The organism is Mycobacterium sp. DL99 (genome assembly GCF_004762045.1).
Lineage (GTDB): Bacteria > Actinomycetota > Actinomycetes > Mycobacteriales > Mycobacteriaceae > Mycobacterium.
Window position 1 is genome coordinate 4,410,020 of record NZ_SJOM01000007.1, and the last position, 24,597, is coordinate 4,434,616.

Annotated in this window: 23 protein-coding genes and 1 riboswitch; of the genes, 7 read left to right on the top strand and 16 right to left on the bottom strand. The window is 66.8% G+C overall.

All coding sequences use genetic code 11. The features are described from left to right. A complete protein-coding gene (gene scoE / locus EYZ64_RS21510; protein ID WP_135456528.1) occupies window positions 1–870 on the bottom strand; it encodes a (3R)-3-[(carboxymethyl)amino]fatty acid oxygenase/decarboxylase in 870 nt (289 codons plus the stop codon). Window positions 871–952: 82 nt separating this feature from the next. Then, complete coding sequence (locus tag EYZ64_RS21515; RefSeq protein WP_135456530.1) at window positions 953–2,422, bottom strand: PPE family protein; 1,470 nt, start codon at window positions 2,420–2,422, stop codon at window positions 953–955. Window positions 2,423–2,612: 190 nt separating this feature from the next. Here EYZ64_RS21515 and EYZ64_RS21520 point away from each other — a divergent pair, with 190 nt between their 5' ends. Then, the gene (locus EYZ64_RS21520; protein WP_135456532.1) at window positions 2,613–3,422 is read left to right on the top strand and encodes a class I SAM-dependent methyltransferase; all 810 of its coding nucleotides are present in this window, start codon (window positions 2,613–2,615) and stop codon (window positions 3,420–3,422) included. Window positions 3,423–3,500: 78 nt separating this feature from the next. Here EYZ64_RS21520 and metE read toward each other — a convergent pair whose 3' ends face one another. The 3 genes from metE to EYZ64_RS21535 form a co-directional block, all read right to left on the bottom strand. Further along, window positions 3,501–5,774, bottom strand: coding sequence for a 5-methyltetrahydropteroyltriglutamate--homocysteine S-methyltransferase (gene metE, locus EYZ64_RS21525; protein ID WP_167857914.1), 2,274 nt, complete (start codon window positions 5,772–5,774; stop codon window positions 3,501–3,503). A gap of 126 nt (window positions 5,775–5,900) precedes the next feature. Further along, window positions 5,901–6,137, bottom strand: a riboswitch (cobalamin riboswitch). A 42-nt stretch (window positions 6,138–6,179) separates the two neighbouring features. Beyond that, the gene (locus EYZ64_RS21530) at window positions 6,180–6,854 is read right to left on the bottom strand and encodes a sensor domain-containing protein (protein WP_135456536.1); all 675 of its coding nucleotides are present in this window, start codon (window positions 6,852–6,854) and stop codon (window positions 6,180–6,182) included. Between the two features lie 116 nt (window positions 6,855–6,970). Next, the gene (locus tag EYZ64_RS21535; protein ID WP_353653688.1) at window positions 6,971–7,564 is read right to left on the bottom strand and encodes an Rv2240c family protein; all 594 of its coding nucleotides are present in this window, start codon (window positions 7,562–7,564) and stop codon (window positions 6,971–6,973) included. A gap of 319 nt (window positions 7,565–7,883) precedes the next feature. Here EYZ64_RS21535 and EYZ64_RS32795 point away from each other — a divergent pair, with 319 nt between their 5' ends. The 3 genes from EYZ64_RS32795 (at window position 7,884) to EYZ64_RS21550 (ending at window position 9,657) form a co-directional block, all read left to right on the top strand. Continuing rightward, on the top strand, window positions 7,884–8,693 hold the full coding sequence (locus EYZ64_RS32795) for a hypothetical protein (protein WP_502702984.1): 810 nt from the start codon (window positions 7,884–7,886) through the stop codon (window positions 8,691–8,693). Between the two features lie 216 nt (window positions 8,694–8,909). Beyond that, window positions 8,910–9,254 carry a hypothetical protein gene (locus EYZ64_RS21545; protein ID WP_286175082.1) on the top strand — a complete coding sequence of 115 codons (345 nt, stop codon included), beginning with the start codon at window positions 8,910–8,912 and terminating at the stop codon, window positions 9,252–9,254. 64 nt (window positions 9,255–9,318) lie between these two features. Beyond that, window positions 9,319–9,657 carry a hypothetical protein gene (locus tag EYZ64_RS21550; protein WP_135456540.1) on the top strand — a complete coding sequence of 113 codons (339 nt, stop codon included), beginning with the start codon at window positions 9,319–9,321 and terminating at the stop codon, window positions 9,655–9,657. Window positions 9,658–9,688: 31 nt separating this feature from the next. Here EYZ64_RS21550 and EYZ64_RS21555 read toward each other — a convergent pair whose 3' ends face one another. Then, the gene (locus tag EYZ64_RS21555) at window positions 9,689–10,081 is read right to left on the bottom strand and encodes a hypothetical protein (protein ID WP_135456542.1); all 393 of its coding nucleotides are present in this window, start codon (window positions 10,079–10,081) and stop codon (window positions 9,689–9,691) included. After that, the gene (locus EYZ64_RS21560) at window positions 10,068–10,622 is read right to left on the bottom strand and encodes a signal peptidase II (RefSeq protein WP_135456544.1); all 555 of its coding nucleotides are present in this window, start codon (window positions 10,620–10,622) and stop codon (window positions 10,068–10,070) included. Before EYZ64_RS21560 ends, EYZ64_RS21555 begins: the two co-directional genes overlap by 14 nt. Window positions 10,623–10,740: 118 nt before the next feature. Between EYZ64_RS21560 and EYZ64_RS21565 the strand changes: the two genes are divergently transcribed. Beyond that, window positions 10,741–11,493, top strand: a complete 753-nt coding sequence (locus EYZ64_RS21565; protein ID WP_135456546.1) for an enoyl-CoA hydratase — start codon at window positions 10,741–10,743, stop codon at window positions 11,491–11,493. A 16-nt stretch (window positions 11,494–11,509) separates the two neighbouring features. On the opposite strand, the gene EYZ64_RS21570 is transcribed toward EYZ64_RS21565, so the two are convergent. From EYZ64_RS21570 to EYZ64_RS21605, 8 genes are all read right to left on the bottom strand, one after another. Beyond that, complete coding sequence (locus EYZ64_RS21570) at window positions 11,510–12,697, bottom strand: dihydrolipoamide acetyltransferase family protein (RefSeq protein ID WP_135456548.1); 1,188 nt, start codon at window positions 12,695–12,697, stop codon at window positions 11,510–11,512. Further along, window positions 12,694–13,719, bottom strand: coding sequence for an alpha-ketoacid dehydrogenase subunit beta (locus tag EYZ64_RS21575; RefSeq protein ID WP_210115683.1), 1,026 nt, complete (start codon window positions 13,717–13,719; stop codon window positions 12,694–12,696). The genes EYZ64_RS21570 and EYZ64_RS21575 overlap by 4 nt, the downstream gene beginning before the upstream one ends. Window positions 13,720–13,784: 65 nt before the next feature. Then, a complete protein-coding gene (pdhA, locus tag EYZ64_RS21580; RefSeq protein WP_135456552.1) occupies window positions 13,785–14,873 on the bottom strand; it encodes a pyruvate dehydrogenase (acetyl-transferring) E1 component subunit alpha in 1,089 nt (362 codons plus the stop codon). 246 nt (window positions 14,874–15,119) lie between these two features. Next, window positions 15,120–15,932 carry an HpcH/HpaI aldolase/citrate lyase family protein gene (locus tag EYZ64_RS21585; protein WP_135456554.1) on the bottom strand — a complete coding sequence of 271 codons (813 nt, stop codon included), beginning with the start codon at window positions 15,930–15,932 and terminating at the stop codon, window positions 15,120–15,122. Next, the gene (locus EYZ64_RS21590) at window positions 15,932–16,423 is read right to left on the bottom strand and encodes a MaoC family dehydratase (protein ID WP_135456556.1); all 492 of its coding nucleotides are present in this window, start codon (window positions 16,421–16,423) and stop codon (window positions 15,932–15,934) included. The genes EYZ64_RS21585 and EYZ64_RS21590 overlap by 1 nt, the downstream gene beginning before the upstream one ends. Then, on the bottom strand, window positions 16,420–17,583 hold the full coding sequence (locus EYZ64_RS21595) for an acyl-CoA dehydrogenase family protein (RefSeq protein WP_135456558.1): 1,164 nt from the start codon (window positions 17,581–17,583) through the stop codon (window positions 16,420–16,422). Before EYZ64_RS21595 ends, EYZ64_RS21590 begins: the two co-directional genes overlap by 4 nt. Next, entirely contained in the window at window positions 17,580–19,577 is a 1,998-nt protein-coding gene (locus EYZ64_RS21600; RefSeq protein ID WP_463741941.1) for an acetyl/propionyl/methylcrotonyl-CoA carboxylase subunit alpha, read from the bottom strand. Before EYZ64_RS21600 ends, EYZ64_RS21595 begins: the two co-directional genes overlap by 4 nt. Before the next feature lie 17 nt (window positions 19,578–19,594). Further along, window positions 19,595–21,148: a carboxyl transferase domain-containing protein gene (locus EYZ64_RS21605; protein ID WP_135456562.1), complete on the bottom strand. Its 1,554-nt coding sequence runs from the start codon at window positions 21,146–21,148 to the stop codon at window positions 19,595–19,597. 72 nt (window positions 21,149–21,220) lie between these two features. On the opposite strand from EYZ64_RS21605, the gene EYZ64_RS21610 reads away from it, so the two are divergent. Continuing rightward, window positions 21,221–21,817 (top strand): SACE_7040 family transcriptional regulator, encoded by a 597-nt coding sequence (locus tag EYZ64_RS21610; RefSeq protein ID WP_135456564.1) that lies wholly within the window; start codon window positions 21,221–21,223, stop codon window positions 21,815–21,817. Here EYZ64_RS21610 and EYZ64_RS21615 read toward each other — a convergent pair. Then, window positions 21,814–23,712, bottom strand: a complete 1,899-nt coding sequence (locus EYZ64_RS21615; protein WP_286175083.1) for an alpha/beta hydrolase family protein — start codon at window positions 23,710–23,712, stop codon at window positions 21,814–21,816. The genes EYZ64_RS21610 and EYZ64_RS21615 overlap by 4 nt on opposite strands. A gap of 81 nt (window positions 23,713–23,793) precedes the next feature. Here EYZ64_RS21615 and EYZ64_RS21620 point away from each other — a divergent pair, with 81 nt between their 5' ends. Next, on the top strand, window positions 23,794–24,579 hold the full coding sequence (locus EYZ64_RS21620) for an MmpS family transport accessory protein (RefSeq protein WP_135456566.1): 786 nt from the start codon (window positions 23,794–23,796) through the stop codon (window positions 24,577–24,579). The last annotated feature ends 18 nt before the right edge of the window (window positions 24,580–24,597 follow it).

Sequence of the window (24,597 nt, forward strand, 5' to 3'; positions counted from 1 at the left end):
TCATACCCCATATCCCGGTGTCTTGAGGCCGTCCAACATGGTCAGCCGATGAGTCGTCAAAGTGCCTGGTGTGGTGCCGTGTTTCGCCCGGTGCATCAGAACCCGGTTGTCCCACAACACAACATCGCCGACCTCATAGTGTTGGGTGTGGATGAATGGCGATGTGAAATCCGCGTCGAGTTGCCCGGTGGCCGTCATGAGTTCCTGCAGAACGGCGGGCTCCAGGACGTGTCCGTGCTCATCCTCGATCTTCGTGGTGCCCGATGCGCAGATGTAGAGGATCTCCTGCCCGGTCTTCGGGTGCCTGATCACCGTCGGCCATTTGATCGGCGGCGTGGTCTTGGATATCTCGTCCCAGACTTCGCCGATCGGCTTGTAGACGTCATGCGGGCGAATCTTGATGTGGCGCCGGGGATCATGGGTCGCGAATGTTCCGCGAACCGGGTCCCGCACGGTGTCCGGTAGGGATTCCCACACCTTGTTGAGATCGATGAAGTAGGTCCCCCGATCCTCACCGGGGACGGCCAGCGGAAGCACCATGGAGAATGCGAAGGGCTCGGGCATGAACATGTAGTCGATGTGCCAGAACGCACCGGTCCTGGGTACGCCGTGGCCCTGCTCGGTCGAGGAGACGAAGATCTCCGGGTGGTCCTTGTGGTGATAGATCGGCTCGTAGTACGTGACGATGTCGCCGACGATGCGCCCCAGTTCGAGGAACTCTTCAGGAGTCGGATGAAGGTCTTTCAGAATGACCAGCTTGTTCTGATAGACGATCTCACGGATCTCTTCTGTCGTGATGCCGTCGAGATTCTTGGGGTCGATTCCCGTGACTTGCGCCCCGAGCCCCGCCCCTTCCACGTTCAGCGTCAACTCTTCTCCTCGTTCAGCTCTGCGCTGCGCCGGTGGTGCGGCGCTATCGGATAGGTCGCGTCAAACCGATTGAAAGTTCCCGCTATTCGCGCTCCGGACTGCCAACCCACGTCGCGGGAAGCATCGGGACCGACTCTCCGGCACGGTCGAATGACCGCTGGACCATCCCGGCGGCGGGGGCACTCGTGGCCACCGGCGCGACACCTGAGAAGCCGAGGGTGCCTGCACCCGTCCCGCTGGACGTCGGTGGTACGGGCCGGCCGAGGACCGGGTCTTCGGCCGCGGCGTCCGCAGTGTCGGTGGCGGCCAGAAACTCGTGGCGATAGCTCCGGGCCCGGTTTCGTTTCCGGCTGGCCTGTTTTCGACGGCTGCGGTCGACGGCGGCGGCTCGCGCCGCGGCAACGGCGGTCAGGATATCTGCCATGCTGTCAGGGGATTCGGTGCCGGATTTCGGCCCCGATGCCACGGCGGGCGGATCCAGACCGGGGACCGCATAGATCGCGATCGGTGATGCAGCCGAGCCGCTCGCACTGGTTGTGGTGGGCCCGCTGGGACCGGAACTACTGGTCTGCGGAACCGCGCTGGAGACTCCGGATGGGGTCAATGCCAGGCCCGCGTGGGCGCTCGGCGGAGCCCGGTGGCCGATGTCGACCTCGACGGGAGCCGGTGCCACGCTCGCCGGCGGCGCGTTGTTCTGCAGGAGCGCCAGCGCACCCAGCGCGCTCAATGCGCTGAGTGCGGGCGCGAAGAACGGCAGCAGCAGAAGCGAATACGAGGCGTAGTACGGATACCAGAGCATGTCGTACAGCACCAGCGCGATCGCCGCGAGTATGGCGGCCTCGGCCGGGTTGAATCCGAGTTGTCCGAAGAGCTGCTGAAACGTCTCAAGCAGTTTTTCGGGATTGCCCGCACCCGCGATGAGGTCGGAGATCAGTCGCCAGATGTCGTTCAGCGGCTGGTTGTCCGACGCTGAACCGGACGTACGCTGCTGCTCGCTCCGTGCCTCACCGCCCGGCGCGAGGATCGAAGGGGCCGGCCGCGGTGGTGGAACAGCAGAATAGGCGCTCGCCGCAACCGCCTCATAGGTCATCATCACCTCGGCCGCCTGCAGCCACATCCGCACGTAATCGGTTTCGTTGAGGGCAATCGGAATGGTGTTGACGCCGAAGAAGTTGGTGGCCGACAGCACGCCGTGGGCGACGTGGTTGGCAGCGAGTTCCGCCGGCGTTGGCATGATCGCCAGGGCGCTGCTGAAGGCAGCAGCAACCGTCTCGTGCTGTGTGCCGGTGATGGCACTGTCCGCTGAGGCCTGTTCCAGCCACGCCAGGTAGGGGCCATGAGCAGCCACATACTGCGCCGCGCTGGGACCTTCCCAGCTACCGGCTTGCACCTCGGCCAGGATCTGCGTCAGTTCGGCTGCTACCGCGCTGTATTGAGTGCTCAGCGCATGCCACTGCCCGGCTGCGGCGAGAAGTGATCCGGGACCGGGGCCCGTGCTCAACAACGCGGAATGCACCTCTGGGGGCACCGCCAGCCAATATGGGCCAGTCACGTCATCACCTCCTTGCACAAGCGTCGACCGGCAGCGCGAACCTGCACGAGTTCGCCTTGTCCTTCACTAGTCGGTGACGGGAACCAGAAAGTTCCCGCGGTGTCCGGCAGTGACCTGTGAACCGGGGCAACGACTCTCGACAGCGCTGCGCACGTGCACGCGCTCAGGGGCTGACGGGTACGGTCGTGCCATGCCAGTGATCGACGCGCGTCATCTGACCGCGGTATCGGAAACCGCGCTACTGACTCTGCACCAGAGGGCGACGGAGGCCGCCCGGCCTGACGGCGTCATCGAGGACCCGATGGCGATCACACTGCGTGACGGCCTCGGCTACGACTATCACCATTTCGGCCGGACCCACCAGGCCACCGCCCTGCGCGCCCTGGCGTTCGACGTCGCTTCGCGGCGATACCTGCAGACGCACCGCCGCGCCAGTGTGGTCGCCCTGGCCGAGGGGCTGCAGACCAGCTTCTGGCGTCTCGACAACGGTGAAATGAACTGGCTTTCGGTGGACTTGGAGCCGATCGTGCGGCTGCGTCAGCAACTACTCCCGGCTTCGGACCGGCTCCGGTACCTGGCGCAGTCGGCACTCGACCATTCCTGGATGGATCAGGTGGACGCAACCAACGGCGTACTCATCACCGCCGAGGGATTGTTCCAATACCTGGAGCATGACGCGGTATTCGATCTCATCGCAGCCTGTGCCGCCCGATTTCCCGGAGGACAGCTGATCTTCGACAGCGTCCCGCGGTTTCTGAGCTGGTACTCGCAACGACGTGGCATCAGGCTCAGCAAGCAGTACACCGCGCCACCGATGCCGTTCTCATTCACCGCAGACCGGTACGACGAGTTACGCTCCATCCCAGGCGTTCTCGCTGTGTACGAGGTCGATATGCCGGCGGGCCGGGGCAAGGTCCTGTCCCGTGCCGCGGGCCTCATCTACCGGTCCAGGCGGCTCGAGCGCTTCCGGGCACCGACCAATGTCGTCGAGTTCGGTTAGCCGAACGAGCGTGGGTCTCGTGCACGGGAATCGACGCGATTGCGTGCACAAGACCCACGGTCGGCTAGACAAGCGACGCTATCCCGCACGCACTTTCGCTGCAGCGCGGACCATATGCCTGAGCGACTCGGTCACCTCATCGGTGGTTCGCGTCTTCAGGCCGCAGTCGGGGTTGACCCAGAGCCGTTCGGCGGGAACCGATTCGAGTGCCTCGCGCAGTGCCGTCGTGATCTCCTCCACGCCAGGCACCCTCGGCGAATGGATGTCATAGACACCCGGGCCGACGCTGTTGGAGAATCCGGCGGCATTGAGATCTCCGAGCACCTCCATGTGCGAACGGGCCGCCTCGATCGACGTGACATCCGCATCCAGGTCCGCGATCGCCCCGATCACCTCACCGAACTCCGAATAGCAGAGGTGGGTGTGGATCTGCGTGGAGTCGGCGACGCCTGAGGTGGACAGCCGGAACGCATCGACCGCCCACCGCAGGTAGGCGTTCTTGTCCTTCGAACGCAGCGGCAACAGCTCACGGAGTGCCGGCTCATCGACCTGGATGATCGCGATACCCGCCGACTGCAGGTCGACCGTCTCATCCCGGATCGCCAGGGCCACTTGGAATGCCGTGTCCGCCAACGGCTGATCATCGCGGACGAACGACCAGGCCAGGATGGTGACCGGCCCGGTGAGCATGCCCTTGACCGGCTTGTCCGTGAGTGACTGGGCATAGCTGATCCACTCGACCGTCATCGGCTCCGGCCGGACCACGTCCCCGTAGAGGATCGGCGGCCGCACGCACCGGCTGCCGTAGGACTGAACCCAGCCGTTCTGCGTGGCGAAGAACCCGTCGAGTTGTTCGGCGAAGTACTGCACCATGTCATTGCGTTCGGGCTCTCCGTGCACGAGCACGTCCAGCCCCAGCTGTTCCTGCAAGGCGATGACGTCGGCGATCTCGGCCTTCATCCGTCGCTGGTATTCCGCGGCGTCGATCTTGCCGGACCGGAGGTCGGCGCGAGCGATACGAATGGCCGTGGTCTGCGGGTAGGACCCGATCGTGGTGGTGGGCAGGGCGGGCAGCTTCAGCCGGTCCTGTTGGGCGGTGCGACGCCGATCGGCCTGCCCACGCTCGGCGCCGGAGGCCACGATCGCCGAGATCCGCGCCCGGACCTGGCCGTTGTTCAGCCGTGGATCGGATGTGCGGGAGGCAATGGTGGCGTTGGATTCCGTGATCTCGGCCGAGATCGCGTCGCGCCCCTGTCTGAGACCTCGCGCCAAGACCGCGACCTCATCGACCTTCTCAGCCCCGAAGGCCAGCCAACTACGCAGTACCGCATCGATATCCGCTTCAGCGTCGAGCGCGTACGGGACATGCAGCGTCGAGCACGACGTCGACACTGCCACCGCTCCCGCGTTCCCCAGGAGCGCGGCCAGTGAGTCCAGGGCCCGTTCCAGGTCGGTGCGCCAGATGTTGCGGCCGTCGACCACACCGGCCACCAGGAGCTTGTCCTTCAGTTCAGGGACGGCCGCAAGGGCGGCAGCAGAGCCTGCCACCAGATCGATGCCGATGGCCTCGACCGTGGTCCGGGCCAGGGCCAGGAGCGCATCCGTCAGCTCGCCGAAGTAGGTCGCGACGAGAATCGCGGGCCGCTTGGTCAGCCCGCCCAGCCGGCCGTAGGCACGGGTGGCCAGTTCGGCGGCGTTGTCGACCATGTCGGTCACCAGCACCGGCTCGTCGATCTGGACCCACTCGACACCCTGATCTGCCAACACGCCCAGCAGTTCGGCGTACACCTCGACGAGCTCGTCGAGCCGCGAGGCCGGCGCGCCCGCGCCGTCGACCGCCTTCGACAGGGCCAGGAACGTAACAGGCCCGATGATCACCGGCCGGGCCGGAACCCCCTGTGCGCGCGCCTCTTCCAGCTCACTCAGCACCTTGGCCAGGTTGAGGGAGAAGGTCGTGTCCGGGCGCAGTTCCGGAACCAGGTAGTGGTAGTTGGTGTCGAACCACTTGGTCATCTCCAGGGGCGCGATTTCGTCGTTCCCGCGGGCGGCGGCGAAGTAGCGGTCGAGATCATCGGCGATCCCACTGACCCGCGTCGGCAGCGCACCGACCAGAACTGCGGTATCGAGCATCTGGTCGTAGTAGGAGAAGGTGTTGATCGGAACCGAATCGAGTCCGGCTGCGACGAGCGACGCCCAGGTGTCGCGTCGCAAGGTGGCGGCCACTGATTCGAGTTCTGTTCGGTCGATACGACCCGACCAGTACTTCTCGACGGCGCGCTTGAGCTCGCGGTTGGGCCCGATTCGGGGTGACCCGAGGATGGTGGCGGTGAAAGGTACTGCGGTTGTGCTCATGACGACGTCCTTCAACATGCGGGGATGGCCACCGCCAGGAGACATCGAACCGAACGCAGCCACCCACCACGAGTGAACCGCTTTCGGCCACTGCCCATTCCGCGAGGCGATGAACCACCGGACGCGGCGCGTCCGGTACGGCTGGCAGGTCTTCGGACTCACAGGCACGCACGGAATCCGTGCACCTACTGGCCGTCGCTTCCCAGCCGCAGATTCCTGCGGGCCAGTGCTGATGACGGCGGTCGTTCCTGCATACCGCTGCGGGACAGTCCCGGATTCTCACCGGGTTCCCTCTCACGTCGCATCTCAATCAGCATGCGACGCTCGATGTCGGCACCGCAAACCTCCGGTGCCAACAAACCAGCTGCGCGGCTCAGACTACCCCCGCACGGTGGCGGGTACCGATCAGCGCGGCATCGCGGCTTTGATCTTGTCCACCACATCGGCGGCCTGAGTTACCGACGAACCCGCCGGCTTACACGCCTGGATATCCATGACGAGATTGGCGGCCACGGCGAGCGCACGCTGGCAATCCCGGGTTTGATCCCCGTTGACGCGGGTGAAGGGCAGCGTGAGCTCGGAATCGGTCTTTGTCAGATCGCCACTCGTCCACTTGGGCAGGCGCTCACCATTGAGGGTGATGTTCACGTGGTGGTTGGTGCACTTGGACCAACGGTCCGCCGATTGGTTCAAGAAGTCGGTGGCATCCTGCGCGGACGGGAAGATGACGACCGACTGCACCAGCAGGTTTTCCCAGTCATCGTTGTCCGGCGCGCGCAGCAGCACCTGGCGCATGGCGGTCCAGCGATCCCCGTAGATGGCCGCCTCATCGACCTGCCAAGCACCGAGGCAGTTCAGATTGGGCAGCAGATTGCGATGATCGCCCATCTCGGTGACAGGCGGGTGTGCCGTCATCCCCTCGGTCCCCATCAGGGTGTTGACCTCGTCGGTACTGAGCAGCAGTCCCTCGAGCGCCGACTTGGGTACGTCTTTCGGCGGCCCCTGGGCTTTGTCACCATTGCCGGCACAACTGGTCGCCAACAGCACGAACATGAGCAGCGAGATCGCAAGCCGGATCACGGCAATCCTTTACTGACGGCACGGTTCACCGCGCGGTGGGGGACGGATTCTCAGAGGTGACGCGAACCGGGGCGCTGCGCGATTACCCAATCAGGACAACGAGTTTGAGTTTGCCGTCATGCGTGGGTGCCGGCGGCGGCGCAGGCCATCTGGGCGTTGTTGGCGTCGGTGTTGAGCTGGGTGGCCGTGTCATTGAGTGACTGACCGCCGGTACGCAGCCCCATCTTCAGGAGCAGCTTGGTGGCGCCGAAGGACCATGACCGCATCGGGTTGGCGATCTCGGGCGAAAGTCCGGGGGTGCCGGCGGCGTTCATCGCCGACGCGGCGGCCTCACGCAGCGCGGTCCGGCCACTGGTGTTGGTGGTGCTGATCGTCGGGTCGCCGTAGTCGGGGCGCTCCACGCCTTCAATGGAATCCGCGAAATCACCGTAGAACGTCGAGGCGGAGTCAAGCGCACTCGCGAACGTGGAGCAGGCCGTAACCGCCGGCACGCCGGGATCATCCGTGCTGGCAACCGGCACGGGCACCGGACCCGCAGCCGGCACTCCGGCTGTCACCGGGGGCAACTCGGGCACGGCAGGCGCTGCCGGCCCCGGAGCACCTGACTCGTCGCCCGGCTCGGCAACTGCCATGGGCATGGCAGCGAAGCCGATGCCGACCGCAATGAGCAGCGATGCAAACCCTCGCTCGTACACCTGAGACGACCTCAACGATTCCTCCGTCAATCGGTAGCAATTCGGCGCTGCGCGCCACAGTTCACGTCCGCGCCCCCTCGACGCATCAGCTGTACCCCCCGGATGCCCCTCACGGTCGGGGTTGCACATGTCCAAAAAGTGAACAGCCGGCCAACCGACCACCTCCAAGGGTCGTCCATTGCGTGCCGGCAGTCGCTGCTGTTTCCTCATATATGTAATGCGCTGCGGCGCATGCCCTTTCCCAGCAACTTCACAGGTTCCGGGAATCCAGCTGGACGGGAATGCGGCGGCAATTGTTGGGGCGTTGTTCACCGAATCGAAACGCAACCGGTTAATGATTCGTCGCGACAGATTCCTTGGGCCCGTTGGGTTCAGACGACCATGGCGTGTCGCTGAACGGCAGGGCCCAAAACCACGAGAGGCGGACAGCACATTGCCGACCAGGAACGTGGTGGCCAACCTCGCCACAGCCGGGCTGTTCGCAGTCGGCGTGGCGGTTGCCTGCTCGGCAACCGCCGCAGCCGACCCGGCACCACCGGAGGTCCCAGGCGCTCCCGCGGTCGCCGCCCCAGCTCCCGCTGTGGAGCCGCCTCCCCCACCAGGACCCGAGGTACCCCTGATGGGCGCACCACTCGGGCCGAACGGGTTGTCGGTTCTGGGGCAGACCGGAACCGATACGGCACCTGGCAGGTTGGGCGTCCCGAACGGGGTCGACATGAGTCCCGGTGCGCTCCTCGGGCAGTACTCGGTGCCGTCCGCACCGGGCGCCCCACCACCGACCGAGGCACCCAACCTCAGGGCGTTCAACAACGGAAACTTCTTCCCGCAGAACGAGAAACCTTCGGCACCCGGTCAGGGCACCGTGGTCGGAGTCGCACCAGGTCAGGAGAACGCGGATATCTCCGGGCTCGACTGGATGCGGAACATGCGCGACATGTACCGCAACGGGAACCTGCGTGGCGCGATGCTGGGCCAGCTGCCCAAAGAGCAACTCGGTGAACCACTTCCGGGGACCGCTCCCCCGCCGGGAACGAATATTCCGCAGGGTCTCGGTGAGAATCTCCCGGATCCGGCAGCACCGCCGCCGGCACCGGGAGTCCCGGTACCGCCCGCGGGTCCCGCTCCCGCTCCGCCTGCTCCCTAGCTCTACAGATCGACATTCGGGCAGCGTCCGGTACTTCCCCGGACGCTGCCCGAACTATTTGTACCCGCCGAACCTTCTGCGCCCTGCCGGCCCGCTAGCCGGACAGAACGCGCCGAGAGCGTCAGCCAGACACTGTTTGGTAAGTTCCTGTTAACTTTCTGTACATCAGGAATACACTTACAGGCAGCGGTCGGGGCTACCGGTAAGAGCGACAGCATGAGATCCGACCGCCGGGAGGTCGAGATGCTGATGCGAACACGGAATTCGACAATCACCGGGCTGGCCGTGATGATCCCGGCCCTTGCGATCGGGGGCGCGCCGTTGGCGGCGGCGGAACCGACTGCAGGCAGCGGCCAGCGGGCTGACGAGACCATCTCAGCCCTGAACGCCGAGGGCTACAACGTGGCTATCAACTGGGTCGGCGGCACCAGCACACTGTCGCTGTCGCTGTGCCGGGTCAATTCGATCCACAACCCCAACCGTGGGTCGCCGGCCCTGCCCAAGTCAGAAGTGACGGTCTACGTCGACGTGCAGTGCCCCGACGAGGGCTCGAATTCCTGATCTCCCACGGACCCATCCGGCGGAATAGACTGGCAAAGCCGGTCCGACCGCTGGGAGGATCATCATGCCGCGGGAGTCGAGTCGCGCGAAGACACTCGTATCCTTCGGTGTGCTGTGTGCGGTGATCTTCCTGGCCCCGCCTGCCGGAGCAGACCCGACCGCGGGCACCAGATCGGCGGCCGACACGATCAACGATCTCACCGCCAAGGGCTACAACGTCCAGATCAATTGGGTCAGCGGGGTCAGTAGCGAACCGCTCACACGCTGCAGGGCGACGGCCGTTCACAATCCCGATCGGTCGCCCGGCACCGACCCGGCGAATACCACTGTCTACGTGGATGTGTCGTGCCCCAACGAACCCGACGACGGCGTCTGGGGCGGAATCGGGATCGGTTTCGGTTGACCTTCGGTTCGAGCGATCGGGTCGGCTTGCATCAGAACGCTGCCCCATTGGGCGCCGACGTGGTGGCGTAGGGATTCGACATCGTCGTGGTCGGCGGCGCGGTGGTCTCCACCGGGACTTCCGGCGGTGGCGCACTTGGCGTTCCGATGCCTTCGCTGGTGCTCACCGGTGACCGCGTGCTGGTGGTGGTGGTTGTCGCCGACCGCGACGGCATCGACTTCGTCGGCGTCACCGGTGTGAGCCGCTCGGGTTGGGTAGGCAGCACTGAGTGGTGCGACGTCGTCAGGATCGCGAACACCAGCACACCGATGGCCACCAGGCCGCCCACACCGGCAACGACGATCGCCGCGGTGGTCTCGTACCAAGGAGTGGTCGGGGGGCTTTCGGCTGAACCGACCCAGCGCTCCTGATCAACTTCCGGCATGCGGCCCTGAGGTCCGAGCCGCGCCGTTGAACGGAAAACCCGACAGCGACAACGCAATCAACCAGACCACGCCCGCCAACACGGCGATGTCCGCCACGTTGAACACCGGCATCGGGCCGACCGCCAGGAAATCGACCACATGCCCGCGCAGCGGGCCGGGAGCGCGGAACAGCCGGTCGACGAGGTTGCCCGTGGCGCCGCCGAGGATCGTCCCGAGGCCGAGAGCCCACCACGGCGAGCGCACATGGGCACCGATCCAGGCGATCGCCCCGGCCACGGACAGAACGACGAGGGTCAGCATCACGGTACGGTCCGCGGCCATCGACAAGGCCGCACCAGAGTTACGGGTGAGTTCACATACCAGCCAGTTGCCGAGCAATGGGACGGTGCGACCGGGCTGGAGCATGCCCACGGCAAGCGTCTTGGTACCCACGTCGATCAGAAACACCGACCCGGCAGCCAACAACAGCAGACGACGCCGCGTCGGCTGCACCGACCCGGCTCCCGGGGCGCCAGAAAAACCGGCGATGTCGGCCGTCACCGGATCATTGTCCGCTCGCGGAGGCCGGACCGCTGGGCACCGCGACTGACGTTTCGATGAACTTTTGTGGTCACCCACGCCTGAGCGCGCGGACGGCACGGAGGGCTAGGGTGACCTCGTGCCGGATTCCGTGTTGGTCAGCGTCGACGATCACATCGCAGTCATCACCGTCAACGACCCCGATCGCCGCAATGCGGTGACCTTCGAGATGTCGGCGGCCCTGCGCGCCGCGGTCGAGGCCGCCGAGGCCAACCCCGACGTACACGCCGTGATCGTCACCGGTGCAGGCAAGGCGTTCTGCGCCGGTGCCGACCTCACCGCGCTGGGCGAGGCCACCGAAGACGGACTGCGCAAGATCTACGACGGCTTCCTGGCGGTCGCCAATTGCACGCTCCCGACCATCGCCGCGGTCAACGGCGCCGCCGTCGGCGCAGGCCTCAACCTGGCGCTGGCCGCCGACGTCCGGATCGCCGGCCCGAGCGCGCTGTTCGATCCGCGGTTCCAGAAGCTGGGTATCCATCCCGGCGGCGGCGCCACCTGGATGCTGCAGCGAGGCGTCGGCCCGCAGGTGGCCCGGGCGGCGCTGTTGTTCGGCATGCGCTTCGACGCCGAGTCCGCGGTACGCCACGGGTTGGCGCTGTCGATCGCCGAGGATCCGGTGGGCGCTGCACGTATGCTGGCCGCCGGACCCGCAAGCGCCCCACGTGACGTCGTGATCGCCACCAAGGCCTCGATGCGGGCCACCGCCAACCCGGGGACAGTCGACATCGACCAGCACGGGACCGCCGTCGACATCGAACTCGGTCCGCAGGCGCGCTCCATCGAATCCCCGGAATTCGCAGAGCGTTTGGCCGCGGCCAAGCGCAAATAGCCGCTTCGACTCTCCGCTACAGTTCGATCAGCGCCAATTCGGGCGCCTCGATCAGTGAACGCAGGTCACGCAGGAACGCGGCGGCCTGGGCACCGTCGACGACGCGATGGTCGAAGGCACAGGTCAACGACATCGTGGGGTGAGCCACCACGGCCCCGTCAACCACGACCGGCCGCGGTTTCATCGATCCCATCCCGAGAATCGCGGCCTCCGGATAGTTGATCACCGGCACGCCGTCGTCCAGGCCGAGTGCTCCGAAGTTCGACACCGTGAACGTCGACCCGCTCAGCTCGGCCGGGCTGAGCGTTCCGGCTCTCGCCTGCTCGACCAGCCGGGCCACCGCTGCGGCCAACTCTCGCGTCGTCATCGATTGCGCGTCCCGGATCACCGGGACCAGCAGTCCGCGGGGCGTGGCTACCCCGAAACCCAGGTGTACGGCCGGATGCCGGTGAATCTGTGGCCCTTCGGCGGTTTCGAGCCAGGTGGAGTTCAGCATCGGATGCCGCCTCAGCGCCAGAACCAGTAGCCGTAGCGTCAGCACGAACGGTGTGGCGGGGACTTCGGCATCCGTGACCTTGATGCGGTCCCGCAGCTGTGACAACGCAGCACAGTCCACGTCCACCCGGGCGTGCGCATCGGGTATCTCTTTACGTGACAACGACATCCGCCGCGCCATCGCGGCCTGCACGCCACCGACGTCGATGATGTCCGCACTGCCCGCTGCGGCCAGGACGTCGTCGCGCGTGACGATCCCCTCGGGCCCGGATCCCGGCGCCACCTTCTGGAGGTCGACGTGCAGGTCCGCCGCCAGTTTGCGCACCGGAGGTTTGGCCCGCGCCCGCGGGCTCTCCGAACTCGGCGCCCGCCTACTGACATCCATGGTGTCGTCGGTGCCATACCCGACCAGCACCGACTTACGGGGTGTCGCACCATTTTTCACGGACCCGATTGGTGCTTCGGCCAGCTCATCGGTGTCTATCCGGGCCAACAGTGACCCAACGGTCAAGGTATCCCCCGCCTTGCCGCCGAGCTCGAGCACCTGCCCGGCGAACGGGCTGGGTATCTCCACCTCGGCCTTGTTGGTCTCGACCGTGCACAACGTCTGATTGAGCTCGACGGTGTCGCCCACCGCAACGCACCAGCTGGTGATCGTGGCGTCCTGCAACCCCTCACCGAGATCGGGGACCAGGAACTCCCGGTTCACGGCTGCACCATCGTGCGCTCGACGCAGTCGAGCAGGCGGTCGACGCCGGGCAGCCACACCTTCTCCAGCCGGGCCGGCGGATAGGGCGTGTCAAAACCGGTGGCACGCAAGACCGGTGCCTCAAGATCGTAGAAGCACTCCTCGGAGATCCGGGCAGCCAGTTCGGCCCCGAAGCCGAGGGTACGGGGCCCCTCATGCATGACGACGGCTCGGCCGGTTCGCTGCACCGACGCCGCAACCGTGTCGAAGTCGAGGGGGTTCAGTGAGCGCAGATCGACAATCTCGAGGCTCCAGCCCTGCTCTGCGGCCAGCTCCGCGGCGTTGAGCGCAGTGGCCACCAATCCGCCATAGGTGATGACGGTGACGTCGGTTCCGTTGCGCCGCACCATCGCCCGGCCGATGGGCGGAGCGGGCGCGCTGGTATCGACGAGTTCGCGTGCCCAGTAACGTCGCTTGGGCTCCAGGAAGATCACCGGGTCGGCGCTGCTGATCGAATACCGCAGCAGCCAGTACGCGTCCGACGGCGTGGACGGTACGACCACCTTGAGACCCGCCGTGTGCAACCAGTACGACTCGGTGGACTCCGAATGGTGTTCAACCGCACCGATGCCGCCGAACGACGGAATCCGCACCGTCACCCCCAGGTTGATGTCGCCGTGGGTGCGCATCCGGTATTTGGCCAGATGACTGGCGATCTGATCGAAGGCCGGATAGCTGAACCCGTCGAACTGGATCTCCGGTACCGGGGTGAACCCGCGGATCGCCAGGCCGACTGCCACACCGATGATCGCCGATTCGGCCAGCGGAGTGTCGAAACACCTTTCGGCGCCGAAGGTCTCGGACAGTCCCTCGGTGACTCGGAAGACCCCACCGAGGGTAGCGACATCCTCGCCGAACACCAGCACACGGTCGTCGGCGTCCATCGCGTCGCGCAGCGCTTGGTTGATGGCCGCCACCATGGTCAGTTCGGCGGGCCGCGCCGTCGACGCCGGCGGTGCGGGCATTCTGACCGGAGCCAGCATCGGCTCCCATGGCTCCGGCGAATCACCCTGAGCGGCAGGACGATCGATGATCTGGGTCATGAGTCTTACGCCTCCTTCGCCAGTTCGGCCAACAGCGCATCGCGTTGGCGTGCCAGATCCGGGGTGATCTCGGCGTATACGGTGTCGAACAGTTCGGCAGGATCGGGGTCCGCCGCCCCGACGAGAGAGTCGCGCAATTCTGCGCACAGCCGCCGTGAGCGTGTGGCCACGCGCTGCTCGAGTCGTTCGTCGAGCACGCCGGCGTTCTGCAGATAGGTGCGGTACCGCGCGATCGGGTCGCGGGCAAGCCACTCGTCGACCTCGTCGGCCGACCGATAGCGGGTCGGATCGTCGGAGGTGGTGTGCGGACCCATCCGGTAGGTGACGGCCTCGATGAGCGTGGGGCCTGCGCCCGCACGGGCGCGTTCGGCGGCCTCGGCCATCACCGCATAGCAGGCCAGCACATCGTTGCCGTCGACGCGGATACCCGGCATGCCGTAGCCGATGGCCCGGTGTGCGATCGACGGCCCGGCCTGCTGCTTGCTCACCGGCACCGAGATCGCCCACTGGTTGTTCTGCACGAAGAACACGCACGGCGCGCGGAACACCGACGCCAGGTTGAGCGCCTCGTGCACATCGCCCTCACTGGTGGCGCCGTCGCCGAGGAACGCGACCGTCACCGAGTCCTCGCCGAGACGCTGCGCGGCCATCGCAGCGCCGACCGCATGCAGTCCGTGGGTGCCGATCGGAATCGCGATCGGGGCGACGCAGCGGCTGGTGAACTCGCGACCGCCGTGCCATTGCCCCCGCCAGGTCGCACCCATCTGGCCCGGGGTGATCCCGCGCAGCAGGAACGCCCCGATCTCCCGGTACTGCGGAAACAGCCAGTCGGTCTTGCGGAGGCAGGCGGTCGCCCCGATCTGGGCTGCCTCTTGGCCGCGGCAGGACGCATACAGCGCCAGCTCACCCTGGCGCTGCAGGTTGACGAATTCGACGTCCAGGTCACGAGTCACGACCATCGATTCGTAGAGCCAGGCCAGTGTCTCGTGGGGCAGATCGCGGCTGTAGCGCGTTTCGCTGGTGGGCGACCCTTCTGCGTCGACCAGACGCACCGGATCCAGATCGACACTCAGTGCCGGATAGCGCTCAGCCATACCGCCTCCTTCTCGGGTGGCGGCATGTCGCGCCGCCAGTCCATGAGGTGCTCAGGGCAGCGGCGGTACGGGCAAAACCCCTGGTGAGAGGCCTCCGGCTAGATGCCTGGGTGTGGCGCTAGCTGGACGATCCGCTCGGCCCGTCGCAGCACTGGGGCATATCGCCATTATGCGCCCGAATCGAATCCGGCCACGCGCATCACGGGTAACGGATTGGAGGCGTGTCGGACAAGGACCGGCCGGTGATCAGCTCCGCGGCGCCAGCGCGACGATCCGCTCGGCGCGCCGCAGAACCGGAGCGTCGACCATCAGGCCGTCGTGCTGGAAGACACCACGTTCGCCTGCCACCCGATCGAGCACTGCTCGCGCCCAGGCGATCTGCTCATCGGTCGGGGCATAGGCGGACCGGATGACGGCGACCTGCGTGGGGTGGATCGCCACCTTGGCGTCGAATCCGACGGCGACGGCGTCGTCGGACTCCGCCCGCAGGCCGTCGAGATCCTTGATGTCGAGGTACACCGAATCCAGTGCCAGCTTCCCGTAGGCCTTGGCGGCCAGCAGAGTCTGCGACCGCACGTGCTGGGCGACGTCGCGGTACGTGCCGTCAGGCCAGCGGTTGGCGGTGCCACCGGTGACCGCGAACAGATCCTCCGCCCCCCACATCACCGCGAAGGCGTTGTCGGGCTGAACCAGCTCCACCACGTTCAGCGCGGCCAACGGTGTCTCGATCAGCACCACGACGTCCAACGGCGCCAGGGCACGCACCTGATCGGCATGCTCGGTCTTGGCCAGCATCACGGTGGTGTAGTCGGTGGCCGCGACCGCCTTCAGGTCGAGTTCGTGGTCGGCGGTGCCGGTCGGGTTGACCCGCACCACGGTGCGCGCCGGATCCAGCGGGGTGTCGATCAACGCCTGACGCGCGGCCGGTCGGTCCTTGGCCGCGCACCCGTCCTCGAGGTCGAGGATCACCACATCGGCTGCGGCCGCGGCCTTTTCGAACCGCTCGGGACGGTCGGCCGGGCAGAACAGCCAACCCGGGCCCGGTGCCTGGACCGTCATCAGGAATCTCCCTCCGGGCGCATGCGCACCATGGTCTTGCGCGACGCCGTCGCCACGATGTCACCGTGCTGGTTGCGGCCCGTGTGCGCGAACGTCACGATGCCCTCCCCCGGCCGGCTCTTGGACGCCCGCTTCTCGGTGATCTCGGTTTCGGCGTAGAGCGTGTCACCGTGGAAAAGTGGCTTGGGGAAAGCGATCTCGGAGAACCCGAGGTTGCCGACGATGGTGCCCTGGGTCAGCTGGGCCACCGACAGCCCGACGAGCGTCGACAACGTGAACATCGAGTTGACCAACCGGGCGTTGAACGGCGGCAGGGCGTCGGAGAACGCGGCATCCAGGTGCAGTGCCTGGGTGTTCATGGTGAGCGTGGTGAACAGGACGTTGTCGGCCTCGGTGATCGTGCGACCGGGACGGTGCAGGTAACGCACACCGATCTCGAACTCCTCGAACCACAGCCCGCGCTGCTCGATTACTTTCTTGGCTTCGCTCACAGGCCCGCCTCCCGCGCGATCAGCATCAGCTGCACTTCGGTTGTCCCCTCGCCGATTTCGAGGATCTTGCTGTCCCGGTAATGCCGCGCCACCGGGTATTCGTTCATGAATCCGTAGCCGCCGAAGATCTGGGTGGCGTCGCGGGAGTTGTCCATCGCGGCCTCGCTGGACACCAGCTTGGCCACCGAGGCGGCCTTCTTGAACGGCTTGCCGGACAGCATCAGCGCGGCCGCGTCGTAGTACGCCGCGCGGGCCGCGTGGGCTCGGGCCTCCATCCGGGCGATCTTGAAGGCGATGGCCTGGTACGTGCCGATGGCTGCGCCGAAAGCCTGACGTTCCTTGGCGTACTTCACACATTCATCCACGCAGCCCTGCGCGACACCGACCGACAGCGCCGCGATGGCGATGCGGCCCTCATCCAGGATGCGCAGGAAGTTGGCGTAGCCGCGGCCACGGTCGCCGAGCAGGTTCTCGGCCGGCACCCGCACGTCGTCGAAGCTCAGCGGGTGAGTGTCCGAGGCATTCCAGCCCACCTTGTTGTAGGCGGGTTCGGCGGTGAATCCCTCGATGGGCACCGGCACCAGGATCGAGGAGATCTCCTTCTTGCCGCCCTCACGCTCCCCGGTCACCGCGGTCACGGTGACCAGCTTGGTGATGTCGGTGCCGGAGTTGGTGATGAACTGCTTGGAGCCGTTGATAATCCAGTGGCCGTCGTCCATCTTGGCGGTGGTCTTGGTGGCGCCGGCGTCGCTGCCACCGCCCGCCTCGGTCAGGCCGAACGCACCCAGTGCCTTGCCACTGGACAGTAGCGGCAGCCACTCCTGCTTCTGCGCGTCGTTGCCGAAGCGGTAGACCGGCATGGCGCCCAGCGAGACTCCGGCCTCCAGCGTGATGGCCACGCTCTGGTCGACCTTGCCGAGTTCCTCCAGGGCCAGGCACAGTGCGAAGTAATCGCCGCCCATGCCGCCGTACTCCTCGGGGAACGGCAGACCGAACAGGCCCATGTCGGCCATGCCGTCCACGACCTCGTAGGGGAACGAATGTTCCTCATCGTGCTTGGCGGCCACGGGGGCGACCACGCTCTGGGCGAAGTCGCGGACGGTCTTGGCCAGTTCCGCGTAGTGATCCGGCAGCGTGCCGGTCGACAGAAAGTCGCTCATTGCTCGTTCTCCTGTGTGTGAGCGGTGATTCGGGCCAGTGGCTGACCCACCTTGACCTGGTCGCCGACGGCGACGAGTAGTTCGGCCACACCGTCGATCGGTGCGGTCAGGGCGTGTTCCATCTTCATCGCCTCCACGGTGACCACCGTGGTGCCGGCCGTCACCTCAGCGCCGTTCGTAACACCCACGGCCACAACCGACCCCGGCATGGGGCTGACGAGTTCGGCGTCGCCGCTGTGCTCGTCATCGGGCCGCACCGGCGCCTCACGTACTTCCTCGACGACGTAGCTGCGTCCGCCGCCCGAAAGCCAGAGCTGACCGACGCCTCCGCTCAGCTGCGTGGCGACCAGATACTCGGTACGCATGCCATCGAGGGTGACGGTGAACTGGTCGCCGGCGAAAGCAGCACTCAGAGTGTGTGTTTCGCCGTTCTCGACCGACGCGGTGGCCCGGCTCGGGACACCGGTGAGGTACACGTGGTCCGTGCGCTCGGCGGCCCGCAGCCGGAATGCGGCCGGAGCACGCTCCCCCACCCGCCAGCCGGTCGGCCGGGCCCACAGCTCGTCGCCGGCCTGCACCCAGTTGCTGATCCACTGGTAGGCCGCCGCCGCGATCAGCTCTGCATCGCCGAGGGCCTGCGGCGCGAAATCCGGTGCGCGACGGTCCAGCAGGCCGGTGTCCAACCGGCCCGCCGCCACATCGGGATCCGCCAGCAGGAAGCGCAGGAACTCTGTGTTGGTGGTCAGGCCCAGCACCGCGGTATCGGCCAGCGCCCGGTCCAGCTTGTGCAACGCCGCGGTCCGGTCCGCGCCGTGGGCGATGACCTTCGAGAGCATCGGGTCGTAGTCACTGCCGACCACGGTGCCCGCGGCCAGGCCGGAATCCACCCGCACGCCCGGCCCACTGGGCTCCCGCAGCCCGAGCACCGGGCCGCCGGTGGGCAGGAAGCTGTTGGCCGGGTCCTCGGCGTAGACCCGCGCTTCTACGGCATGGCCGGTCATCACGATGTCGTCCTGGCCGATCGCGAGCTTGTCGCCTGCGGCGATCCGGACCTGCTGCTCCACCAGGTCAACTCCGGTGACCATCTCGGTGACCGGATGTTCGACCTGCAACCGGGTGTTCATCTCCATGAAGAAGAACTCGTCGGGTGCATCGGCGGACACGATGAATTCCACGGTGCCTGCACCCGTGTAATCGACACTACGCGCGGTATCGCAGGCGGCCTGCCCGATGCGCGCCCGGGTGGCCGGGTCCAGCAGCGGTGACGGCGCCTCCTCGATGACCTTCTGGTGCCGGCGCTGCAAGCTGCATTCGCGCTCGCCGAGGTGAATCACGTTGCCATGGCCGTCGGCCAGCACCTGCACCTCGATGTGCCGGGGCCGCAACACAAATCGTTCGAGGAACAGGGTGTCGTCGCCGAAGGCGGCGGCGGCCTCGCGGCGGGCGCTGGTCAACGCGGCAGGAAGATCGGCAGCCTGTTCGACCACCCGCATGCCCTTGCCGCCACCACCTGCCGACGGCTTGACCAGGACAGGGAAGCCGACCTCGGGCGCCCCCGCGATCAGATCCTCATCGGTCAGGCCGGGACGCGATATACCCGGCACGACCGGGACACCGAACGCCGACACCGCGGCCTTGGCCGCGATCTTGTCCCCCATCGTGGCGATCGCCGAAGCCGGCGGTCCGATGAAAGCGATGCCCGCGGCCTGCAGTGCGGCGGCGAACTCGGCGTTCTCGGAGAGGAATCCGTAGCCGGGGTGTACCGCCTGCGCACCGGTGCGCTGCGCAGCCGCGACCACGGCGTCGATGTTCAGGTAACTCTGCCGCGCCGCGGCAGGGCCGATATGGACAGCCACGTCAGCCTCGAGGACGTGGCGCGCCGCCGCGTCGGCGTCGCTGAAGACCGCCACCGATCGGATGCCCATGGTCCGCAGGGTGCGGATGACCCGCACCGCGATTTCGCCGCGATTGGCGACGAGGACTGTGTCAAACAATGAACTTGAGGTCATCATCACATCCGGAATACGCCGTAGGAGACCGGCTCCAGCGGAGCCTGGCCGACAACCGAAAGGGCAAGTCCGAGCACGGTTCTGGTGTCCGCCGGGTCGATCACCCCGTCATCCCAGAGCCGGGCGGTCGAGTAGTACGGATTGCCCTGGTGCTCGTACTGGGCCCGGATCGGCGCCTTGAACTGTTCTTCCTCCTCGGCGCTCATCTCGCCGCGCACGGTGGCCAGAACCGAAGCGGCCTGCTCGCCGCCCATCACCGAGATGCGCGCGTTGGGCCACATCCACAGGAACCGGGGCGAATAGGCGCGCCCGCACATCGAGTAGTTGCCCGCGCCGTAGGAGCCGCCGATCACCACGGTCAGCTTCGGCACCCGGGCACAGGCCACCGCGGTGACCATCTTGGCACCGTGCTTGGCGATGCCCGACGCCTCGTAGTCGCGGCCGACCATGAACCCGGAGATGTTCTGCAGGAACAACAACGGCGTCTTGCGCTTGTCGCACAGCTCGATGAAATGCGCTCCCTTGAGCGCGGATTCGCCGAACAGCACACCGTTGTTGGCGACGATGCCGACCGGGTGGCCGTGGATGCGGGCGAACCCGGTGACCAGGGTGGTGCCGTACTCGGCCTTGAATTCGTTGAACTCGCCGCCGTCGACGATGCGCGTGATCACCTCGTGCACGTCGTAGGGCACGCGGGCGTCGACCGGAACCACGTCGTAGAGCTCGGTCTGGTCGGCGACGGCGTCCACGGTGGGCGCCACGGCCCACGGCGGCGCTTCGGCCGGCCCCAGGGTGGCGACGATGTTGCGCACGATCCGCAGAGCGTCACGGTCGTCGTGGGCCAGGTGGTCGGTGACGCCCGAGGTCTTGGAGTGCAGGTCCCCGCCGCCGAGGTCCTCGGCGGTGACGATCTCACCGGTGGCCGCCTTCACCAGCGGCGGACCGCCGAGGAAGATCGTGCCCTGATTGCGCACGATGACGGCCTCGTCGCTCATCGCGGGCACATACGCCCCGCCCGCGGTGCACGAGCCGAGCACGGCGGCGATCTGCGCGATGCCCTGTGCGCTCATGGTGGCCTGGTTGTAGAAGATGCGACCGAAGTGCTCGCGGTCTGGGAACACCTCGTCCTGGCGTGGCAGGAACGCACCGCCCGAGTCGACCAGGTAGATGCACGGCAGCTTGTTCTGTAGGGCGATCTCCTGCGCGCGCAGGTGCTTCTTGACCGTGACCGGGTAGTACGTGCCGCCCTTGACGGTGGCGTCGTTGGCGACGATCAGGCATTCCCGGCCGGAGACCCGGCCGATGCCGGCGATCATTCCGGCGCCCGGACATTCGTCGTCGTACATCCCGTCGGCCGCCAGCGCGGCGATCTCCAGGAACGGGCTGCCCGGGTCCAGCAGGCCGTCGACGCGGTCGCGGGGCAGCAATTTGCCCCGGTCGACGTGACGTTGACGGGCCCGCTCGGGGCCGCCGAGGGCGGCGGTGGCGAGCTTGGCGCGCAGCTGGTCGACCAGCGCCAGATGCTCGTCGCGGTGCGATGACAAGGCAGCTCCCATTTCGGTTAATGACAACTAACTCGTGATAGGTTAGTTTTCATTAACTGAGTTGTCTACCCTCCCGGAGGCGCCATGCCCGACAGCGCCGTCACTCGTCGCAGTAAGGCCAAATCCGATCGCCGTAGCCAGCTGATCGCTGCCGCCGAGCGGCTGGTGGCCGAACGCGGCTATCTCGCGGTGCGCCTGGAGGACATCGGCTCGGCGGTCGGAATCAGCGGACCTGCCATCTACCGGCATTTCCCCAACAAGGAAGCCCTGCTGGTCGAACTGCTCGTCGGGATCAGTACCCGCCTGCTTGCCGGGGCACAGGAAGTCACCGCGCGGACCGACGACCCCGCAGAGTCGCTGGACGCCCTGGTGGACTTCCACCTCGACTTCGTCTTCGGTGAATCCGACCTGATCCGCATCCAGGACCGCGACCTGGCCCACCTTCCCGATACGGCCAGACGACAGGTGCGCCGCGCCCAGCGTCAGTATGTGGAGATCTGGGTGACGGTCCTGACGCGGCTCGACCCGGACCTGACCGAGGACGATGCCCGGGTGATGGCCCATGCCGCGTTCGGCCTGCTGAACTCCACCCCGTACAGCGTGAGACCCGCTGCACCCAAGACACATTCACGCGCGGTACTGCGCCGGATGACACTGGCGGCGCTCACCGCAAGCGGCTAGACGCCGAACGCCTTGGCCAACCAACGGGTCGCGGCATCGACCAGCACGGCACGGTTCTCCCGCTTGGCGATCTCGTGCCCGTCGTCCTCGAAGATGAGGAGTTCGGCGGTACGCCCCAGCACGGTGAGCGCGTCATACATCTGACGCGACTCGTCAGGCGGCACGTTGGTGTCGTTGCCGCCGTGCACCAGCAACAGTGGCGCGATCACCTGATCTGCCTTCGGCAGCGGCGAAAGCCGTTCCAGCAGATCATGATCCGCAACCGGATGGCCGTATTCAGGATAGGACGCCGCCGCGATCCACGGCTCGGTGGTGCGATAGAAGGTGTTCAGGTCGCTCATCCCGCAGATGCTGATGCCCGCGGCGAACAACTCTGGATGAAAAGCCAATGCCGCCTGGGTCAGATAGCCGCCGTACGACCATCCGGTACAGGCCAGCCGGTCGGCCGGCGCGATCCCCAGGTCGAGCAGATACCGGGCGCAATCGGCGACGTCGTCGATCGCGGCGAACCGCAACTCCTTGTCGTCGGCGTGCACGAATGCCCGGCCGAATCCGCCCGAGCCTCGCACATTCGGCGTCAGCACCGCGATGCCGGCATCGAGCAGCGCCGGGAAGATCTCGTTGTATTCGGGCCGCGCCTGCCCCTCCGGGCCGCCGTGCAGAAACATCGCCGCGCCCACCACCTCGCCGTGCGGCCGGTACAACCACCCGGTGAGCTCCAACCCGTCGCGCGCGGTGATCCGTTCCAGCGTCGGCGCCGAGGTCAACGGTCCGCTGCTCGGCTCCCGGTCGATCCGCTCCCATTCCAGTGAACGTGGATCGACGAGTTCGACCGTGCGCGGCAGCGACGGCCCCTGCACCGTCACCGCCACCATCGAGCCGCCCGCGCTGATACTCAGCTCACCGGCAACCGGACCGGGCAGCGGAATCGGTGCCGACAGCGTCTCGTCGGCATACTCCAGGATCTGCAGCTCGCTGCGGCCGTCGATGTTCCACAACAACGCGACCGTGGACAGATCGTCACTGACCACGAACTCGTCGAGCTCATAGCCGGCCCGCTCCGCGACGACGTGATACGTCACCCCCTCGGCAGTGACGGTGACCTCCAGCAGACGCGCATGCGCGGCGCCGTTGTCACTGCGGATCAGTGCCCGCACGAATCCCTCGGTGCTGTTGGGCCCGTACGTGCCGGCCGGGTGGTACAGCGTGGTCTCGCCGTCGATACCACTGCGGAGCCGGCGCGGGGTGTGATCGTCGAGGATCACACCGAAATCGGTGACCGAGCCGGGATCCGATGGCAGCAGCGCAATTTCGGTGAGCCCCCACAACATGATGAGCTCCTGGTATCCGCGCGGGCCGACCCGTACCAGCGATGCGCCCGCCCACGCGTCCACGAGCCGACCGCCCGAGCGCCGGTCGAGCACGAGGGTGTCCCCGGTGGCCGGATCGATCAGGCACGAACTGCCGACGCCGTCCTCCCCGGTGAGGATCGCCGCGACCTGGGTGCCGTCCCAGCTGATGAGTTCCGCGGTGCCTTCGGCGTCGGCCGGCCAGTAGTCGATCCTGCGCGCGTCACGGTCGTCGGGATCGGTGGTCACCACCCAGATCTGGCTGCGGGTCCCGCCTTCGGGGGCCACCTGGCAGGCCAGCCAGTGGCCGTCGGCGGAATGGATGACCTTCGTCACGGGCCCGACCACGGGCAGCTCGACGTCGCGTGAGGAGCTGGCCCGCCAGCCGCGCAGGAACCGCTGCACCGCGCGCGGGTAGCCGCCGTCGTCGACCAAGTGGGCAAAAGCCGTCGCATCCGGTGACAACGACGCGCCGTAGTTCACCCGCACATGCCGATCTGCGGCCACCTCGCGTCCTCCCGTCACTTCTGCGGTCCACTCCAGCATGTCCCCGCAACTCGCTCGCCGCGACCTCGGCCGCAGCGGACTGAGCATCCGCACAGGTACCCTCGCAGCCATGAGGTGGGCATGACCGATTCACCACGCCGCGACGGATCCGAGCCGACCCAATCGTTCGGTAGCGGCTACCCCGTGGACTATCCCGATCCGGCGTACTCGAACCAGCCGCCGTATCAGGGCTCGTACCCGGCTGTACCCAATCCGGCGCCACCGGCTGGATCCTCGGCGCCGAATCCCACCCAACAGCTGCCGTCCTACCCTCCCTACGGATACGACGCAGGCGCAACCGGCCAATACGGGGCCGGTTCCCCACCGCCGGGCACCCCTGCCCCGCCGGAGCCCGACAACCACGAACCCCGGCTGTGGCTGTGGATCCTGGCGGCGGTCGCGATCCTGGTGGTCCTGGGCCTCGTCATCGCGTTGGTGATCGCCAACGGGTCAAGCCAGGAGACCGTGGTCGCACCGCAGCCGATCACCCCGCAACCAAGCTTCAGCGTGTCGCCGACGGCGCCCACCACGACCTCGCGCGCTCCGCGCACGATCCCGGCGCCCACCACCGCGCCGCCCACGGCGACCACCCCTGGTGGGCCCACCGAGAGCGTCACCTACGAGGTCACCGGCGAGGGCCGGGCCATCAACATCACCTACCTGGACACCGGCAACATGCTCCAGACCGAGTTCAACGTCCCGCTGCCGTGGAGCAAGCAGGTCGAGCTCGCCGCACCCGCGACCGAAACCGCCAGTGTGAGCGTCGTGAACTTCGGCCCTGACGTCGCCTGCACCGTGACCGTCAACGGTGTGCAAACCCAGCACCGCACCGGCTCGGGAATCACGATCTGCGTCGGCACTCCCTGAACCGTGAGCCGACGGAGT

Coding starts and splice junctions, on each gene's coding strand:
- EYZ64_RS32795 (WP_502702984.1), top strand. CDS start 7,884: ATGATTCGTCGCGACAGATTCCTTGGGCCCGTTGGGTTCAGACGACCA.
- EYZ64_RS21545 (WP_286175082.1), top strand. CDS start 8,910: ATGAGATCCGACCGCCGGGAGGTCGAGATGCTGATGCGAACACGGAAT.
- EYZ64_RS21550 (WP_135456540.1), top strand. CDS start 9,319: ATGCCGCGGGAGTCGAGTCGCGCGAAGACACTCGTATCCTTCGGTGTG.
- EYZ64_RS21605 (WP_135456562.1), bottom strand. CDS start 21,148: ATGGGAGCTGCCTTGTCATCGCACCGCGACGAGCATCTGGCGCTGGTC.
- EYZ64_RS21610 (WP_135456564.1), top strand. CDS start 21,221: ATGCCCGACAGCGCCGTCACTCGTCGCAGTAAGGCCAAATCCGATCGC.
- metE (WP_167857914.1), bottom strand. CDS start 5,774: ATGAGCACAACCGCAGTACCTTTCACCGCCACCATCCTCGGGTCACCC.
- EYZ64_RS21555 (WP_135456542.1), bottom strand. CDS start 10,081: ATGCCGGAAGTTGATCAGGAGCGCTGGGTCGGTTCAGCCGAAAGCCCC.
- EYZ64_RS21575 (WP_210115683.1), bottom strand. CDS start 13,719: ATGCTGGCTCCGGTCAGAATGCCCGCACCGCCGGCGTCGACGGCGCGG.
- EYZ64_RS21595 (WP_135456558.1), bottom strand. CDS start 17,583: ATGAGCGACTTTCTGTCGACCGGCACGCTGCCGGATCACTACGCGGAA.
- EYZ64_RS21620 (WP_135456566.1), top strand. CDS start 23,794: ATGACCGATTCACCACGCCGCGACGGATCCGAGCCGACCCAATCGTTC.
- EYZ64_RS21520 (WP_135456532.1), top strand. CDS start 2,613: ATGCCAGTGATCGACGCGCGTCATCTGACCGCGGTATCGGAAACCGCG.
- pdhA (WP_135456552.1), bottom strand. CDS start 14,873: ATGGCTGAGCGCTATCCGGCACTGAGTGTCGATCTGGATCCGGTGCGT.
- EYZ64_RS21615 (WP_286175083.1), bottom strand. CDS start 23,712: ATGCTGGAGTGGACCGCAGAAGTGACGGGAGGACGCGAGGTGGCCGCA.
- EYZ64_RS21585 (WP_135456554.1), bottom strand. CDS start 15,932: ATGACGGTCCAGGCACCGGGCCCGGGTTGGCTGTTCTGCCCGGCCGAC.